At 43.9% G+C, this 17,500-nt stretch carries 21 protein-coding genes; all 21 read right to left on the bottom strand.

Going from position 1 to position 17,500, the window contains the following annotated elements:
- Positions 1-43 precede the first annotated feature (43 nt).
- The 21 genes from WSWS_RS03235 to WSWS_RS03135 all read right to left on the bottom strand — a co-directional run bounded on the left by WSWS_RS03235 (position 44) and on the right by WSWS_RS03135 (position 17,480).
- On the bottom strand, positions 44-1,909 hold the full coding sequence (locus tag WSWS_RS03235) for a hypothetical protein (protein WP_070229929.1): 1,866 nt from the start codon (positions 1,907-1,909) through the stop codon (positions 44-46).
- 155 nt (positions 1,910-2,064) lie between these two features.
- Positions 2,065-2,286 carry a YozE family protein gene (locus tag WSWS_RS03230; protein ID WP_070229928.1) on the bottom strand — a complete coding sequence of 74 codons (222 nt, stop codon included), beginning with the start codon at positions 2,284-2,286 and terminating at the stop codon, positions 2,065-2,067.
- Positions 2,286-2,906 (bottom strand): YpmS family protein, encoded by a 621-nt coding sequence (locus tag WSWS_RS03225; protein WP_236150671.1) that lies wholly within the window; start codon positions 2,904-2,906, stop codon positions 2,286-2,288. The genes WSWS_RS03230 and WSWS_RS03225 overlap by 1 nt, the downstream gene beginning before the upstream one ends.
- A complete protein-coding gene (locus tag WSWS_RS03220; RefSeq protein WP_070229926.1) occupies positions 2,891-3,787 on the bottom strand; it encodes a GDSL-type esterase/lipase family protein in 897 nt (298 codons plus the stop codon). Before WSWS_RS03220 ends, WSWS_RS03225 begins: the two co-directional genes overlap by 16 nt.
- Before the next feature lie 101 nt (positions 3,788-3,888).
- Entirely contained in the window at positions 3,889-4,743 is an 855-nt protein-coding gene (locus WSWS_RS03215) for a DegV family protein (RefSeq protein ID WP_070229925.1), read from the bottom strand.
- A 61-nt stretch (positions 4,744-4,804) separates the two neighbouring features.
- The gene (locus tag WSWS_RS03210; RefSeq protein WP_070229924.1) at positions 4,805-5,671 is read right to left on the bottom strand and encodes a DegV family protein; all 867 of its coding nucleotides are present in this window, start codon (positions 5,669-5,671) and stop codon (positions 4,805-4,807) included.
- Between the two features lie 330 nt (positions 5,672-6,001).
- A complete protein-coding gene (locus WSWS_RS03205) occupies positions 6,002-7,297 on the bottom strand; it encodes an alkaline phosphatase family protein (protein WP_070229923.1) in 1,296 nt (431 codons plus the stop codon).
- Positions 7,298-7,306: 9 nt separating this feature from the next.
- Positions 7,307-7,717: a MarR family winged helix-turn-helix transcriptional regulator gene (locus WSWS_RS03200; protein WP_070229922.1), complete on the bottom strand. Its 411-nt coding sequence runs from the start codon at positions 7,715-7,717 to the stop codon at positions 7,307-7,309.
- A gap of 159 nt (positions 7,718-7,876) precedes the next feature.
- A complete protein-coding gene (locus tag WSWS_RS03195) occupies positions 7,877-8,512 on the bottom strand; it encodes a copper homeostasis protein CutC (RefSeq protein ID WP_070229921.1) in 636 nt (211 codons plus the stop codon).
- Between the two features lie 98 nt (positions 8,513-8,610).
- Complete coding sequence (locus WSWS_RS03190; RefSeq protein ID WP_070229920.1) at positions 8,611-10,335, bottom strand: NFACT RNA binding domain-containing protein; 1,725 nt, start codon at positions 10,333-10,335, stop codon at positions 8,611-8,613.
- A 15-nt stretch (positions 10,336-10,350) separates the two neighbouring features.
- Positions 10,351-11,292: a riboflavin biosynthesis protein RibF gene (ribF, locus tag WSWS_RS03185; RefSeq protein WP_070229919.1), complete on the bottom strand. Its 942-nt coding sequence runs from the start codon at positions 11,290-11,292 to the stop codon at positions 10,351-10,353.
- A 162-nt stretch (positions 11,293-11,454) separates the two neighbouring features.
- A complete protein-coding gene (gene era, locus WSWS_RS03180) occupies positions 11,455-12,360 on the bottom strand; it encodes a GTPase Era (RefSeq protein ID WP_070229918.1) in 906 nt (301 codons plus the stop codon).
- A 42-nt stretch (positions 12,361-12,402) separates the two neighbouring features.
- A complete protein-coding gene (locus WSWS_RS03175; protein ID WP_070229917.1) occupies positions 12,403-12,828 on the bottom strand; it encodes a diacylglycerol kinase family protein in 426 nt (141 codons plus the stop codon).
- Positions 12,812-13,291: an rRNA maturation RNase YbeY gene (gene ybeY, locus WSWS_RS03170; protein WP_070229916.1), complete on the bottom strand. Its 480-nt coding sequence runs from the start codon at positions 13,289-13,291 to the stop codon at positions 12,812-12,814. Before ybeY ends, WSWS_RS03175 begins: the two co-directional genes overlap by 17 nt.
- Before the next feature lie 12 nt (positions 13,292-13,303).
- On the bottom strand, positions 13,304-14,314 hold the full coding sequence (locus tag WSWS_RS03165; protein WP_070229915.1) for a PhoH family protein: 1,011 nt from the start codon (positions 14,312-14,314) through the stop codon (positions 13,304-13,306).
- A 116-nt stretch (positions 14,315-14,430) separates the two neighbouring features.
- On the bottom strand, positions 14,431-14,874 hold the full coding sequence (locus WSWS_RS03160; RefSeq protein WP_070229914.1) for a GatB/YqeY domain-containing protein: 444 nt from the start codon (positions 14,872-14,874) through the stop codon (positions 14,431-14,433).
- 68 nt (positions 14,875-14,942) lie between these two features.
- On the bottom strand, positions 14,943-15,128 hold the full coding sequence (gene rpsU, locus WSWS_RS03155) for a 30S ribosomal protein S21 (protein ID WP_070229913.1): 186 nt from the start codon (positions 15,126-15,128) through the stop codon (positions 14,943-14,945).
- Between the two features lie 132 nt (positions 15,129-15,260).
- Complete coding sequence (locus tag WSWS_RS03150) at positions 15,261-15,893, bottom strand: sugar transferase (RefSeq protein ID WP_070229912.1); 633 nt, start codon at positions 15,891-15,893, stop codon at positions 15,261-15,263.
- Positions 15,894-15,998: 105 nt separating this feature from the next.
- The gene (locus tag WSWS_RS03145) at positions 15,999-16,748 is read right to left on the bottom strand and encodes a DUF4352 domain-containing protein (RefSeq protein ID WP_070229911.1); all 750 of its coding nucleotides are present in this window, start codon (positions 16,746-16,748) and stop codon (positions 15,999-16,001) included.
- Between the two features lie 5 nt (positions 16,749-16,753).
- On the bottom strand, positions 16,754-17,023 hold the full coding sequence (locus WSWS_RS03140; RefSeq protein ID WP_070229910.1) for a hypothetical protein: 270 nt from the start codon (positions 17,021-17,023) through the stop codon (positions 16,754-16,756).
- A 124-nt stretch (positions 17,024-17,147) separates the two neighbouring features.
- Positions 17,148-17,480, bottom strand: a complete 333-nt coding sequence (locus WSWS_RS03135) for a thioredoxin family protein (RefSeq protein WP_070229909.1) — start codon at positions 17,478-17,480, stop codon at positions 17,148-17,150.
- Between the last annotated feature and the right edge of the window lie 20 nt (positions 17,481-17,500).

Genomic DNA, 17,500 nt, shown 5'->3' with positions numbered 1-17,500 from the left:
GTGAGGATACCGGTTATTCCGGCATCCTCACAGGACCTCTTTTCTACAGCCACAAGGCCATTTCTTGTTCAATTAATGCCACATAGTAGTCTAAATCCAGCTTCTCAGGTGTCACATTGGCAATATCCTCCAAGATCAAGCGACTATGTGCCACCTCTTGCAAATTATCTGACGAATCAAGATCATACTTTTGCAAAAAAGCAGTCACTGCTGGATCTTTTGGTTTACTTTTACTGACATATAACTGCTTATATTGCCAAGCCTCCGCAGATTTAGACGCAAAATAAGCCTGTGCCGTCGTGATTTCCCGATAGGCATCAGCACGATAAAGATATTGACGGCGATTTTTGAGTGGATACACTGGTACCATGACATATTCTTTTAAACTAGCCGCATCCAAACTCGTCACGAAACGGGTGACGAATGTCGCAATTAATTCAGGCCTAAACGTACCAAGTTCCGTCACCATCATCTGCAAAACCCGATCCACGATGGGTGGCGTATCCATATTGGTCGTCACATCAGCACCCTCATGATGATTAAAGGAAGCCCCCCGAAAGACCTGTTCTCCCAGTGTCTCATCATAGTAGGTGTAATTATTGGTATCTTTAATGACCAGTTGGCTAACCAAGGTGTAATGATAATAGGTATTGAGGACTTGCAAATGCTGTTCAAACCGATCCTGATTAAAATTAGTCAGCTCCAAAAAAATCACTTCATTATTCAGACTGATTGGGCGCATCCCCTCTGCCACCAAGGTTGTTAATAGCCCCACCACTAAGAGATTATGGGTCATCCGCATACTATAGGCATAGTTTGGTGTTTGCAAGTCATGTTTAAAAGGCGTATCCATGGTCCCCTGAATGGGGTACAAAAGCCGGTTTAAAGCTACGCGATGGTCTGGTTCACGCCACCACTTATCCAAAACTACCCCTAAAGATGCTTGGAAATACGTATCTGCCACAGTCTCTTTCATAATCGCTGCTTGAATATGGGTGAGATCTAAACGAATCGCTTGCTGATAGTGCAGTGGCTTGGTCTGATTGGTCCAGAGCTTAGCCGGATTGAAAGCTGCGATTTGAAAACCCATCGGTGCCGCCGCGGCCGAAGAAATGACAAAATCCCCCAGAACCGTCAACGCCCCATTCTTACCAAAGGCTTTTTTGATGGCCTGCTTGGGATGACGCATCTGATAGATTTGATAAAGTTTATTTAAGTCGCCTTTGAGAAAATAGGTAAAGCTCAGAAAGCGCTTCGGAATGAACACACCCTTAGCGTCGGACAACTTGCCCTGGGTGTAAAAAGACTCAGTTAATTGAGCATCCGTCGTTGTTGCATTAACTGGGATGTGAAAGTGATCAGCAAACGTTGCTAACAAATACTGTTTTTGCTGAAAAACAGCCTGAAAAGCGGGCGTTAAAAAAATTATCTCCAAATGCTGCAAGTATTCTGCGGTGGAACGAGCTGGTAATAATTGGGCTTGAATTTCTAACCGATCGAAACGGTTATGATAAATACGACCATCGAAGGTTTCAATGTCCAACAAGCGTGGCAGCGTTAATAGTTCCAAATAGCGGTCGTAATAATCTTTGGCGTCATCTTTTAATACTTGACCAAGCCGCTTGCTTGGCGCCCCTTCTAATGCCTGCAAGTCGCTTAACTTTGTCAAGATGGCTGCCTGGGATAAGTCTGTCTGCGACAGTAGTTGGACTGCAATCATGAGTGGCTTTTCCACATGGCCACCACGGTAAGCGATTTTGTAATACGTTTGATTCGTGGTTAACCACTCCAATTTAGAGAGAAAAAGTGTCTGGTCCTCTGTAAAGGAGAAACGAGCATAGGTCCCCGCATGCCAAAAGTGCAGTAATAAATCATTTTCAATCGTCAAAGTATAATAAATTGCATTCATATTTTAAGTATAAAAGTTAACCGAAATTCAGTCAAATGTTTTTACCAGTCGCCGATCTATGCCAGCAAACAGAAGCCCACTGTGCCATAGGCATGCCAAAAAAAGTGAGAACAGCCATCGTGTTCTCACTTTCAATCAGCAGCTAAGCTATGGTCTTAATCCTCTGCGCGCAGATACTGTTCCCAGGCTGCGTCATAGACCGACATATTCTGTAGATAGCTGGCATTTTCTTCTAAATAGCTTGAAATCTCCTGAAAGTTTTCACTTTGCTTGGGAAAAATTTGATCATAAAAGGCAGCATTCGCGAAAGTTTGGATTTCATCGGCAGCCACCGGATTACGTTGAGTCATCAACCATTGATAAAATGGACGGCGCATTATTCAAAGCCTCCCTTAAAGACAAATTGATTTTTCTCGGGGTTAATTTTCACAGCCTTAAACTGCACGCCCTGCATCTTTGGTGTCTTACCCATATCGATGGTAATCGTTTTTTGCTGCGCATCCACTTGCATCCACACGGGTAAATTAGCCATATTCTTTAAGGCCCTCATGATAAATGTGACCGGTAGTGGTAGCTGACCCACCGCAATCGATTCAGCGTGGAGCGTGATACTACCATGTTTTGTCACCTCTGGTTTCATACGAATGCCAAAGTCGACCGACTGACCCAATAACTTTTGGGTACCATATACCATCATGTCATGCTTGCCCATCTCTAAACGAAGCTTATCCTTCAACTTAGGATCTGAATTTAAGTATTGGTCGACCAGTGCATTAAGTTGGGTGCGGTTGACACTGACCACGAAGGCCGCCTTGCCGATATTTTGTTTGGTGCCTTCATTGATCTGGCCATTAGTTGGCAGAAAAAGCAGGGTTGTGGCAAGCACCACCAGGACGACTAAGGTACCACCAATACCAGCAATCATGCCTTGCACGCGATCCCGCGAAGGGCGTAAAAAACCGAGCTTGTTATAATTTTGCATTACTTTTGTAGCCAACCTTCCTGATGTGCCACCATCTTTATTTTCAACAACTTCGTCATGGCATCATACCCCTTATCATTAGGATGATAGTGATCCAATGTGGTAATGTAGGCATTTTTTTCATGGTCTTTCTCAGTTAAGGCCTCTTCAACCAGCTTATTTTTGACTGAACCACGGTTAGCTGATTTAGCTACTTTGACGAGTTTCGCCCTCGCAGCAGTCGTCTGATATTGACCATAGGTTAACCGTTTGAAAGTCGAGACATAATACATATTGGTTTCAAGCGCTGCCTTGGCCAGATTGACCGCATTATATTGCTTGACTGCGATATTTAAATCAGTTCGATTTGCAAAATAGACATATAAGGGGTTGTAATTACCAAAGATAAAAATGCTAGCATCAGCATTGTTTTTACGAATATATTTCACTAATTTGGTTAATTTATTTGAGTAAGTTGGTAAACTCTTGGCAACCTTGTGGTTAATTTGGCTTTTTGATTGCGCAAAGATCGCCGTAAATAAGGTTTGTTGCAGATCATTGCCACCCACTGTCAATAGAACGACGTCAGCCCGTTTGATATCTTTGACGGCAGCAGCATTCAGCTGCACACGCTGTAAAATCTGGTCAGAACGATCACCAGCCTTGCCATAGTTGGCCGTTTTAAACTTTGTCGTCTTAAACTGCTTCTTGAGACTTCGCGCGATACGCTTGGTATAGCCTTGCTGATTAGTGGTATCCCCAACCCCTTCAGTCAATGAATCGCCGACAGCCACGATGCGAACCGTTTTTTTACGGTCAGCGCGGGGAATATTCTCAGCAGCCAACGCGGGTGACCCTTGCATCGTCAACATCAAACTCATCAAGATGAGCCCTATTTTGAAATAATATTTACCCATCTAGCCCTCCTTGTGATGGACTTGCCCTTATCAAATTGCCGAGCACTGGCCGGTAATTTGATAAAGGCACCTCACATTGACATGGGGTGCCTTTTGCGGACTTACTTCTTTAAATAACTCAAACCAAAGGCGCCAACCCCAGTATGTGTTGAGATTGTTGGCGATGTTTGGTTAATGGCAATTTGGGCATCCGGGAACTCCGTCCGCAAGATTTCGCCAAATGCCTGTGCCGCGTCAGGAATACCCGCATGCGACAAACCAATTTGCTCAATGCCATTGGGGGCAGCGTGCATTTTTTCAATCACTTTAGCCAAGTAGGCCTTCGTTGATTTAGCGCCACGCCCCTTATTTTCAACTTGAATATCACCGTTAACCACATGGGCACCGATCCGGATATTCAATAGGCCACCAATTAACCCAACGGTCTTTGATAAACGCCCGCCGGAAACAAGGTTATCCAGTGATGCCACCGTCAAATATAATTCAGTATTCGCTTCGGTCTTGGCGATCTCAGCGACGACTTCAGCAACACTAGCGCCAGCATTGATCAGCTGACCAGCATGCAACACTTGGAAACTCAATGAACGATCGATAAATGCGGAATCAATGACCGTAATCCGATCACCATCAAACATATTAGCAGCCTGTTGGGCAGCGTTGTAAGTACCAGACAAACCAGGTGTCAAGTGAATTGAAATGATGTGCGTGTCGTCATCTTCAGCTAACAAGCGTTCATAGGTTTCTTGGAAAGTGCCGATTGAAGGTGTTGAAGTCTTAGGCAAATTCTTAGCCGCTGCCATCTTATCCATAAATTCTTCACGCCCCAAATTAACACCATCTTGGTAGGTTGTCTCATCAATGACAATGGTCAATGGCACGACAGTGATCGCGTATTCAGCAATTTCAGCATCAGATAAAATAGCAGTTGAATCTGTCACAAGTTTGATTTTCGTCATAATTTCTCTTCTTTCAATGATATTTCCAGTGCGCCCCGGCACACCCCTCTAATCAATTATATTACAGTGAATCAATATCGCGCATCCAAGTTAAGCCAATTGCACCTTGTCCCAAATGGGTACCAATGACTGGACCAAAGTATGACAAATCAACCGGAATATCAGGATGTTGCGCTTGTACCTCAGCTTGAAAAGCGCGACCACCAGCCTCATTATTGGCATGAATGACAATCGCCCGCACCGGATAATCGGCTTTAGCCAAGGCCTCATTAAATAATTCTTCTGTCCGTTTCAAGGCTTTTTTCATTGAACGGACCTTTTCGAAAGGCACGATATGATTGGTATTGTTGTCAAAGGTCAAGATAGGCTTAACTTTCAACACCGCGCCAATCAGCGCACCAGCATTGGATAAGCGCCCACCACGCACCAAATTTTGCAAATCGTCGACGACAAAATACTCATCGATGGTGTCCCGTAATTCGTCCAAAACCGGCAAAATTTCAGCAGGTGTTTTACCGGCGGCCGCCATTTGCGCGGCCTTCAAAACTAAATTACCCATTAACCGCACCGTGATTTTTGAATCATAGGCGTAGATATCCAGGCCCTCAATGCTGCCTTCCAATGAGGCCACATTGGAAACAAAGCCAGAGATTGTTGAAGCCAAATGAATTGAAATCACCGCTTCATAGCCTTCATCCCTGAGTTCTTCGTATAATGCCATCATCTCACCAACAGATGGTTGTGATGTGGTGGGGAAACTATCCGATTCCGACAGCATGGCATAATACTCTGCAGTCGTGACGTCCACCCCTTCTTTATAAATCTTGTCTTTCAAGATAAACGGCATTGGTACAATTTTAATATCATATTTCGCAATTTCTGCTTCTGTCAAATATGATGTCGAATCAGTCACAATGGCGACCTTCATAAACTATTCCTCTATTTCTTCTCTCTTTTAAGCTCGATTACCATCCCAAATTGAGGGCACGTGGCATGCTACGCAATGAAAAACATCACGCATACTTGCATCCATATTTAGGGCGCGCAAAGTTAAGTGATCAAAATATGTTCTCGCCAAATAAGGCATCTGACGCTTCCAACAATGCTGGTCAATCTGCCAAGTGATCATCCGCCAGAAATGCCTAATGGAATAAATAGCAAAATAATGAATGAGTTTGCACCTTTGGTTGGGTATCACCAGCCAGAGACCGTGATCGTCAGAAGTTGTGTTCATTTGTCTTATTTGACAAGCTGTTTTTTAATCCTTAAAAATGGCGGCCATCACGTGACCATCAACGGGCGTGTCAAATTCTAAGTCCAGTAATTTAGCCATCGTTGGGCCCTCATCGGTTAAATCGACGTCTAAATCTAAGACTTGATCAACGATAATATCGGGACCCGCAAAAATCGCCGTTGTCGTATAGTCATTATGCCAAGGATGATAACCATGGGTCCCCTTATAACGATCAGGTTCACCAGCTTCCAGCATCGCATTGGTGACATTTTCCACAACATTTGGTCGATCAGTTTCATCCGTAAAGAAGTACCGATCTGCCGCTTCAACCATGAAAGTTGCATTTGTATCTGCCCCAAACTCGGCAATTTCGGCATGCTCAAAGACGGTCTTGACACCTTTGACTGGCTTGATTGCTTGGCGAACTTCATCCACTAAACTAGAATCTCTTACATAGATATACGCTGCGCCATCGGCATGTTTAGCAATCACGCGCCAATGCCGGTTAACCCGACCATTACGCGTGCTCTTCAACCAACCGCGATCGGCAAAAATCATATTCAGGTGAATCATCTTATCAACGTTTAATTGATAGTGATCCCCCAGAATCATAAAGTTCGTGTCAGCATAGATCCCCGCCTCTTTGGCCGCGGCCACCAATTCACCAACATGTTTGTCTAACCGATCCAAGGCATCGATCGCCTGTTGCGAACGCACGCCATAACGATGACGGTGATTATCCATGTCCACCAGATGAATCAAGGTTAAATTGGGCTTTTTTCGGATAATGGTATCAACCGCCGCAGCCGTAATGAAATTATCTAACGCTGGCTGTTCAATCCCTTGTCGCAAGTGACCAAACTTACGATCCATACCAAGCAAAAATAAGGGTGAACTGGCCTTCAGTGAGGTGGTCACTTGATTTGTCCAAATACGATTGGGGAAAATTTCAGCAATATTCCAGTTGATTTTTGCGCCGGCCGTCACAGGCCACAAAAACGCCGCCGTCTTCAACCCGGCCGCTTGGGCTAAATCATAGACCGTTGGCACTTTAATATCCTTGGCATACCAGTACCAATCTGGAGAAATCCGTTCAGGTTGCATCAGAGTCGCATTCACAATCCCGTGTGTTTTCGGATAGGTCCCCGTGATAATCGATGTATGCGATGGATAGGTAATTGATGGATAAACGCCCTTGACCTCTTTGACCCAGGTACCCTGCTTGACCAGTGCTGCTAAATTGGGCAAAAATTGTAGTCGGTCTCGCAAATCCGCAAAACCTAATGAGTCAAGCGAAATCACAATTGCGTGCTTTGCCATGTCAACCTCCTATTTTTGAAGTGACTTTTCTAAACGATTCAACAAAATTTGGATCATTGACTTCTCTTCGTCAGACCACAACTTAAAGACGTTATTTTCATACGCATGGTGTTGTGCGTTCACTGATGTCAATACTAATTCACCCGCTGTGGTGATTTCGTAAATGAGTTGGCGCCTATCCCGACCCACTGCCACACTTGACACGAGCTCTTTTTTCACCAAAGAGCTTAGCTGACGTGACAGCGTTGAATTATCCAAATTCATTTCCTTACTCAGCTTATCTTGTGTGTCAAAACCGTCTGCTAGAAAGCCCAATAATGACCATTCAGCAATCGTAATGCCGTTTTCTTTACTGATCTTTTTTAATACATCGCGATACGCTTTTTCAGTATCGCGCAGTGCTTCTAAGATTGTTTTCATACTAACCTCTCTGCTTGTAAAAACAATTACTATAATTGTACTACACAAATAGTCTAAACAACATTAAATATGTTGTCACACGCAAAGTAGCTAAATGAAAAGGATTCATCATGAACTGTCACAGGTCGTGACGCATAATAAATCCTCTTCGTTTTAAAATTACATCTTGATAATATGCGTCCCATGAACTTGATTGACCGCTAAGCTCGTTGCAATTTGATGCGCATTGACGTGAGTTACCCCGCCACCAGGCAAAATTTCAATGTCTTGCTGTGCGAGTGACTTGATGATTTTTAGATGGGGCAACGTCTCATCAATCGACTCACTAAGTGGCCCACCGTGGGTCAAAACCCGAATCACCCCATAACGAGCTAACCAACGTAACGCTTGCCCTTGCTTTTGCGGCACAATATCATCAAAAGCCATGTGAAAAACGACTTGCATCGGTTTTGCGGCTTCGATTAATTTAAACATCTTATCACGTGCCAAACAATGATTGGCCGTCAAGACCCCAAATGTCACTGTTTTGACCCCAAGCGTACGGAAACGCTTGATGATTTGGAGCATTTCTTCAATCTCATTATATGAATAATTGAAATCACCGGCGCGTGGCCGAACCATGACCACCAGATCGATACCGGCGGCTTCGGTCATACGAACGGCCTCTTGGACGGTCTCGTCAGCTGGTGTGACCCCGCCAAGTTCCAGATGGGCATTCAGTTCAACCCGCTCAATGCCGGCATTAATTGCCAATTGTAAGGTGTTTAAATCTGCCAGTGCAATTTCACGAAGCATATGCTTGGCCCCCTCGTTTCCCATTTCTATCTATTCTACCCTGTTTTAGTGGTTAAAAAAACGAACCACCCAATGTCGTTCGTTTTCTTAGGAATTCTTTATAGTTCCTTGGCCGCGCTTTGAGGCGCCGGTTTGTTCTGACGCAACTGTTGCACCAAGCTAAAATCAGGTGTTACTGCGACCGTACTCTGTCCTTCAAAGATAACAAACCCAGGTTTTGAGCCATTTGGCTTCCGTAAACGACGGACGGGTAAGTAATCAACAGGGACATTCGCGGAATCACGCCCCTTTGAAAAGTAGGCTGCCAATTTGGCACCTTCCAAAAGAGTTGCCTCACTAGGGTCGCTATCATGAATGATGACGTGGGAGCCGGGCATGTTCTTTGTGTGTAGCCAAATATCTGACTTAGCTGCAGTTTTCATCGACAACCGTTCGTTTTGCAGGTTGTTTTTGCCGACCTCAATCAATGTTCCATCTGTTGCGTAAAACTTTTCCGGTGCACTCACCTGAGTTTTCTGCTTCTTTTTGGTCTGCACCCGCATATACCCCTCTTGAATCAATTCTTGGCGAATTTCTTCAATATCTTTTGGCGAGGCAATTTCAATTTGAGCCATCAAATTCTCAAAATAAGCGACTTCCTTTTCAGCTAAAGCCATTTGTTCATTGATAAATTTGATCGAAGTTTTCAACTTGTTATAGCGCGTAAAGTACTTTTGCGCGTTTTGAGAAGGTCCAATTTGATTCGACAAGCTGATCTTCAGAGGTTTGTTATCGTCGTAATAATTAGGCAATTCAATTTCAGTCATGCCCCGTTCAACCATGTGCATGTAAGTGGTTAATAACTCGCCTTTCACCTTAAAATCATCAGCATTATCAGCCATCGCTAATTCTTGATAGAACTTTTTAATCTTAGTCTGATTTTTCTTTAACTCATTACGAACCGCACGGATCACGATCGATGCTTGTTGTTGGACCCGATCACGTTCTGATTTTTCCTCAAAGTAGCTATCCAGCATCTCTGAAAGAGTCGAATAGGCCACCCGTTGACCAGGTAAAGTCAACCAGTCAAAGGGTGCGTAATTAAGCCCCTTTTCGGTCGTGATTAATTGTGGTGCCGGTTGATCAAAATGCGCAAACCAAGCGTGGGCAGCTTGCATGCTGTCGCCATCTTGATATAGCACATTCGCTAACTCCAGGGCGGAATCGCGAGCAAATCCTTGGAAATGTTGTTGAATTTGTTTAGCAAGCTCAGGAATTTCAGGATAGTCTAGAATAAGATTTGCCAAGCCATTCAAAGATTGGTAAGGATTAATAACATCTTGCTTAGGTGGCATGATATATTGCCCACCAGGCATGAGCGAACGCACTCGATTCTGATCTGCTGGGACGTGCTTAATCAAATCAATAATCTTTTGTGAAGCTTCATCGACTAGGAAAAGATTCGAGTGACGCCCCATCATTTCCAAATAAAGGGACGTCTTTTCTTCATCCCCAAGTTCATTGCGCCCGGTGGTCGAGAATTTGATAATCCGGTCATTTTCAATCTGCTCAACCGCCAATAATTGGGCACCTTCCAAGTGCTTCCGCAGCATCATGGCAAAGTTAGGTGCAGTGGTTGGGTTGCTATATTTGATTCGTGAAATTTGCGCCCGGGCAAAACTGGGGTGTGCACTGAGCAACACCGGATAATTTTGTCGATTAGCCCGGATAACGAGAAAAATTTCATTCGGATAGGGTTGGTGGATCTTCATGATCCGACCACCCGCTAAAGTTGCATTTAACTCATGCACCATGGCATGAGTGAATAAACCATCAAAGGACATCTGCGCCCCTTTCTTCTACTGTTGTTGCGCGAAATACGTACGCGTATCGCGTTCATCTTGTTCCAATTGTTCAATTAACCCAGGCATACCCGTGAATTTAACTTCGCCACGCAAATATTTATGCCAACGAACTGCAACAAATTCACCGTAAACCTCTGCTTTAAAGTCTAGTAAGTTAATTTCCAGGGTCTGTGGCCGGTGATCACCAAATGTGATATTATGGCCGATTTGGCCCATGCCTTGGTACCAAACACCATTTACATTAACGGTCGTAATATACACACCTTCTGCTGGTAATCTTTCGCCGGCGGTAGTTTCAATATTTAAGGTTGGAAAACCCATTTCACGGCCCCGAGCTTCACCATGGACGACGACCCCACTTGTTTGGTAGGGAATCGTCAACAGATGGTTCAAAGCCTCGATTTCACCATGATCGACCAACTCACGTGCGTGGGTGGACGCCCCCTCAAAACCATCAATGCGGACTTCAGGGACTTCGATCACCTCAAAACGGCCCGCAGCAAAACCGGGTAATTGTGCCATCGTTGCGACATTTTTGGGACCATACGTATGATCAAAACCAGCAACGACCGCCTGAGCGTTTAGGCCGACCATGTATTGATTTACAAAATCGAGCGGTGTCAACTGCGCTAACGCTGAAGTAAAATCAGCCACATAGGCAATCTCCACGCCAAGCTCTTCAAACAACGCTAACTTTCGGTTCAGCGTCGTCAGATACCGGATGGGCCGTGTATGTTGCTTAAAAACAATTGAAGGATGTTGATTATAAGTCAACACACTAAATTTAACGCCCAACTCAGCCGCTTTGGCTCGTGCAGTGGTCAACACCTCACGATGCCCAGCATGTACCCCATCAAAGAATCCCATTGCTAAAACAACTGGTTCCGTTGTCAATTTGGTGTGATCAACCGGATGATGTAACTTGATGATTTGCATGATGACTCCCTTCAAAAACGTGTCTTCTCATTTTACCATTAAAACCGATCATTCACTTTAATATAGCACTGTTGTCGCCAAACAAGTTGACACCAAAAACGGATACAAGCGATTTCAGCCGCTGTATCCGTTTCTAAAGTTGCCATTTAGACGACTCTCAGTTTAGATTTCGTCTTCCTTGTAACCGTAAGTTTGGAGCGCTTGTGGCTTATCACGCCAACGTTCTTCAACCTTAACCCATGTCTCAAGGAAAATTTTGTCACCCAAAAGTCGTTCAATATCCTTACGGGCACGGATACCGATTTCTTTAATCATGGCACCCTGCTTACCAATAATGATATTTTTTTGCGTTGGTCGTTCGACCACGATTGTTGCCTGCACGTGCAAATGGTGCTCGTCTTGACGCTCAATCTTGTCGATCACCACCGCCACTGAATGGGGCACTTCTTGACGGGTCAATTGCAACACCTTTTCCCGAATCAACTCACCCATGATGAAACGCTCGGGGTGATCGGTAATTTGATCAGCCGGATAGTACTGAGGGCCAGCTTCCATCTTGCCCATCGTAAACTCAAGCAACCCATCGACACCATCGCCCTTTAAGGCTGAGATTGGGAAGATTTCGGCGAATTCCATTTGGGCAGAATAATCAGCGATTTGGGCTAACAAGTCTTCACGTTTAACCAAATCAATTTTATTAATAATCAAGTAAACCGGAGTCTTAGTATCCTTCAAACGGTTAATAATGAAATCATCACCACCACCACGCTCCTCGTCAGCATTGACTAAGAACCAGACCATGTCGGCTTCCCGAATGGCTGACATAGCTGTTTTGACCATAAAATCACCCAATGAGTTTTGGGGTTTATGAATACCTGGTGTATCCATGAACACAATTTGGCCATCATCAGTCGTATAGATACCTTGGATCTTGTTACGAGTTGTTTGGGCTTTTGGTGACATGATGGCAATTTTTTCACCAATCATCTTGTTTAACAACGTTGACTTACCAACGTTTGGGCGACCGACTAAGGCAACGAAGCCTGACTTAAAATCTGGGGTGCTCATTTTCTAAAATCTCCTAAATAATCCACGCTAAATGCGTACTACTTAATATATATTGTTCAAAGATGGAAAAAAATATGGCTGGAAAATCAAAAAACCAATCGCAATCGCGAAGACGACCGCAAAAACGACCGCCCCGGCGGCAACATCTTTGGCAATCTTGGCCAACGGATGAAATTCATCACCCACTACCAGGTCCACGATAGCTTCAACCATTGTGTTAACGAATTCAGCCATGACGACGATAAAAATGGCGACCACGATCCACAGCCAATCCGCGCGGCCAATATGTCGCCAAATGCCGACACTAATCACCATGAGTGCTGCCAAGAAATGAAAACGCATGTTACGTTCACGAATCAGCAGCTGGCCAATACCCTCAACGGCATGGCCTAACGACTGCATAAAAGTGGCATTTTTATCAATTTGTTCTTTAACTGGTTGGGGTCCTTTTTTATTTTGTGAGTCCATAACTATCAAGAATCTCCCGTTGCAAATTGAACATTTCTTTTTCAGCCTCATCCCCACGCATGTGGTCGAAACCATTTAAATGCAAGAAACCATGCACGACTAGGAACCCAAGTTCACGTTCCCATGAATGTTCTAAATACTTGGCTTGTTCGCCAACTTTGTCGATCGAGACTAAAATATCACCGATGTTGGGGGCAATGTCTTCAGCCATGGCTTCATCCGGCAGAATTGGTAGATCATCGCCTTCTTCGATCGCAAAAGAAATGACGTCCGTGGGCTTGTCAATACCACGATAATCACGATTGAATGACTGAATGGCATCATTGTTCATGAAGGTAACCGACATTTCAGTGTTATCGGCCAGTTGCATGTACTCACCGGCATAGTTTAAAATATCATGCACCAGTTGAATGTGTTGTTCGGCCACACCAGCCGTTGTTTGGTCAAAAATAGCCAAATCCATAATCAGTAACCCCTAGTTATTCTCTTGCTTGTGTTCCCGGATACGTTGTTGCTTGGCTGCCTCTTGCGCAGCATCGTAGCGCTCATAGGCCGTCACAATTGCACCGACGACTGGGTGACGGACAACATCAGCTGAATCAAATTGGACAAATTCAATATGTGGCACGTTATTTAAAACCGCTTGTGCCTGAATGAGGCCCGACTTCGTTTTGGTTGGCAAGTCAATTTGGGAAATGTCCCCATTGATAATCAGCCGTGAGCCAAATCCCAAACGCGTCAAAAACATCTTCATCTGTTGCGGTGTGGTGTTTTGCGCTTCATCCAAAATGACAAACGCATTATCTAACGTCCGGCCACGCATATAGGCCAAGGGAGCGATTTCAATCGTCCCCCGATCCATCAAACGTTCAGTATGTTCTTTACCAAAGATATTATGTAAAGCATCATAAATCGGCCGTAGATAGGGATCTACCTTATCTTTTAAGTCGCCTGGGAGGAAGCCAAGACTTTCACCCGCTTCGACCGCTGGCCGTGAAATGATGATGCGATCAACATCACCACGCTTCAAGGCAGCGACTGCCATGACGACAGCCAAATATGTTTTACCCGTACCAGCAGGGCCGATACCAAAAGTCACATCATTGTGCCGAATTGATTGCACATAGCGCCGTTGCCCATAATTTTTAACACGAATCGCGTTACCACGGGCGTTCCGGCCCAAAGTCTCAGTGTACAAATCAGAAAAGTATTCTAATGTACCCCGTTCGCTCATTTTGATAGCTGAAACGATGTCGGCGGCATGGATTTTGATACCTTTTTGAATGAGGCCGGTTAATTGCGCAACGATGTCATATGTTTGTTGCACGGCCTCTTCAGCACCGGATATCTTCAGTTGGTCACCAAAAGTGGCAGCTTTCACTTGCATACCTTCTTCAAGCAAGTTTAAGTTAACATCTTGTGCCCCAATTAACCCAATCTCTTGTTCAGGGTTCTCAAATATATAAATCTTTTCGACGTTTGCCAAAAATCGTACCCCTTTTTAAAATAATTTATTCCATTATAACAGGAATGCGCCCTTGACGGGGTGTTTTATCACAGAATAAAAGACGCAGCCATACCTGGCTACGTCTTCCTTATGGGTTATGCCAACAAGTCTTGCACAGTCTTATTAACCAACTTACCGTCGGCTTTACCCTTCACCTTTGGCATCAAAGCCCCCATCACCTTACCCAGGTCAGCCTTTGATGTAGCGCCGACTTCAGCGATGGTTTCTTTAACAATTGTGGTTACTTCTTCAGCTGATAATTGCGCTGGCATATACTGCTTAACAACCGCAATTTGGGCCTCAATGTCAGCCGCCAATTCGTCACGACCAGCATCCTTGTATGAATCGAATTCTTCGACACGTTGCTTTAATTCACGTGACAACACCGCGACTTCTTCATCACTTGATAGCTCATGCCCTAACTTGATTTCTTCGTTTGAAACTGATGACTTCAGCATACGGACAACACTTAGCGTCACCTTATCCTTAGCCTTCATCGCCGTCTTCATGTCTGCAGTTAACGTTGCAAGTAAACTCATGTTCCTTACCTCCAAAAAAAATTTAAAAGAAAAGCCGAACTACCGCTAAGTAGTCCGGCAGAACCAAATTAACGGCTCTTCTTGTTCTTACGCTTACGTGCAGCTTCAGCCTTAAGCTTACGTTGTACGGATGGTTTGATGTAATACTCGCGCTTACGGTATTCTTGCAATGTACCATCCTTTGACACACCACGCTTGAAACGACGGAGAGCATCATCAAGTGATTCATTCTTACGAACAACAACCTTTGCCATGATAGATTCCCTCCCTTCCCGTGTTTAATTTAACTATATTGTTTAATCTAGCTAGACACTTTGTTCAGTTATATATAATACAAAAAACAGACTGTAAAGTCAATAGTCTTTACAGTCTGTGTCTAGATAATTTTATTCAGCGCCGGTGCCAGCAAAAATTGCCCCGACATTTTTAAATAGCACGACGAAATCAAACCAGATACTAGCCTGATCCACGTACTCCAGCTCAATATCAGCCCGTTGCGGGTAAGCAATCTCACTCCGGCCAGATCCCTGCCATAATCCCATTGCCCCAGGACGAACGGAAAGAAACTTCGCAATTCGCTCGGGAGATTCATATTCGACTAATTCTGATTCCACAACGGGTCTTGGACCAATCACGGTCATATCCCCGATTAAGATATTAAAAAACTGGGGTAATTCATCCAATGACGTTTTGCGAATAAAGGCACCAAACTTCGTGATACGGGGATCTTCCTCAGTTGGTAGTTTATAGCCATTTTCCACAAATTTATCATACAATGCTGGATTGCTGTAGAGCTTTTCTTCAGCACCGACCACCATCGAGCGGAACTTAAAAATATAAAACGGCTGTCCATTTTCTCCAATGCGTCGTTGCTTGTAAAATATCGGCCCCTTATTTGCGCCGAAGACATAGAACAAACTAATCACTGCAAATACTGGTGATAATAATATTAATGCAAACAAAGCCACAGAGATATCGAGAAAGCGTTTTGAAAATGTATATCCAGGACGTTTAATCATAACTGTGTCTTCCATTCTAACTCAATTTGATGTTATACATTGCCGCATAACCTAAAATCTCATTATACACGATTAGCGATTAGCACGCTGTTTTCTTAAGAAAAATTAGAAATTGACGGTCAATCCGTCAGAAGCTTTTTGAACTTTTTGGTGACTGCTATTAGCAATTGAAGCAAATTCGATCTGAATTGATTTCACCGTTGCTGCTAACGCTTTTGGTACTAAGACCACGGCAAAGGTCGTTTTCTTATCACCAGCTGCTAAAGTTGTTTGCGCGAGACTGGCATCATTATCTAGGCCATTTAATGGACTCACAATGCTACCATCCGTATATGCAACTGTTGACACACCATCAGTTTGAAGGTTCTTTGATCCCGTATTTTCGATCGTATATTTAATCGTTAATGTCGTGTAGGCGCCATCGATGTCGCGCGTATTTAACGCCAGTCGGGCCATCTCGACGGCTTCATCCGTCTTAGGGTCATTATTATACTTGGTGACCTTGCTAACCGTATAAGTCAAATCACCATTGGAAATTGTTTGTGTGACGTTTGACTTTGCTGCTAACACCGCCTTATTGCCCTGGGAACTAATGGTATACTCACCGATTTTTGACGCATGACCAGATGCGACGTAGTTAGCAGAACTTTTGTCTGCTTTGGGAACACTGTAGGCTTTTTTGTTTTCTAATTGACTCTTTTTGGTTGAACCTTGAATGGGTTTAGTTGTGCGATGGTCAGACAAGGTTTCCTTGGGTGATGTCGAAATAGTATGGGCATTGGTCAAAATGAATCCACCCACACCGACCAATAATACTAATGATGCTGCTAAAATATACCAAATTCTTTTATTCATATAACCTATCCTAATATCAAATTTTCTGCTGCCACGCGGTAACCAAAAACGGGTTTACCTGATGCCAATGTCAATTTTGCCGTGTCGTGCAAACTAAGCCTGCTAAATTCACCGAGTTGTAGTGGCTGGTGCTGTGTGCCCGTAACTAAAATAATGTCAGTATCATTTAAAGTCACTTCAGTGATTGACGTGACTCTCTTTTTACTAACAGCAACTGCCAATAAATATGTATCTGGCATGCCCTTAGTGGCTAATAAAAATTCTGCGTATGTCATGATTTACTGGTTCCATGTATTTTGAGATCAACGTGCTACCCCTTGTAACAGTTATCCTTATTCTAGGATAACAAAAAACGACTAAAAATGTATCACAATACGCTTTCAGTCGTTTAAATTTTGTTTACAAGGCGGCAACCCATGCAGCAACTTCTTTTGGGTTCAACCGTTCACCGTTCCCAAAGTGCTTCACTTGTTGACCATCCTCGAACAGTACAAATGATGGGATACCCATCAATCCTTGCGCCTTAGCCACTTCGATATTTTCGTCGCGGTCAGCGTCAAACCACTTGATATCCTTGCTCTCCACGGTGTCGCGGAAATCTTGAACAAATGGCTTGATAGCCTTACAGTCACCACACCAATCTGCGGTCAAAAACATCATTGAGCGACCAGATTGGGCAATTTTTTCATTGATAATGTCGTCTTTTTCGACAGTTGGTTGATAAAAATTCATGTTAAACACCTCGTTAAATC

Source organism: Weissella soli (assembly GCF_001761545.1).
GTDB classification, from domain to species: Bacteria; Bacillota; Bacilli; order Lactobacillales; family Lactobacillaceae; genus Weissella; species Weissella soli.
Note: the sequence above shows the minus strand (reverse complement) of the source record. Positions and strands in the feature narration are given on the sequence as shown.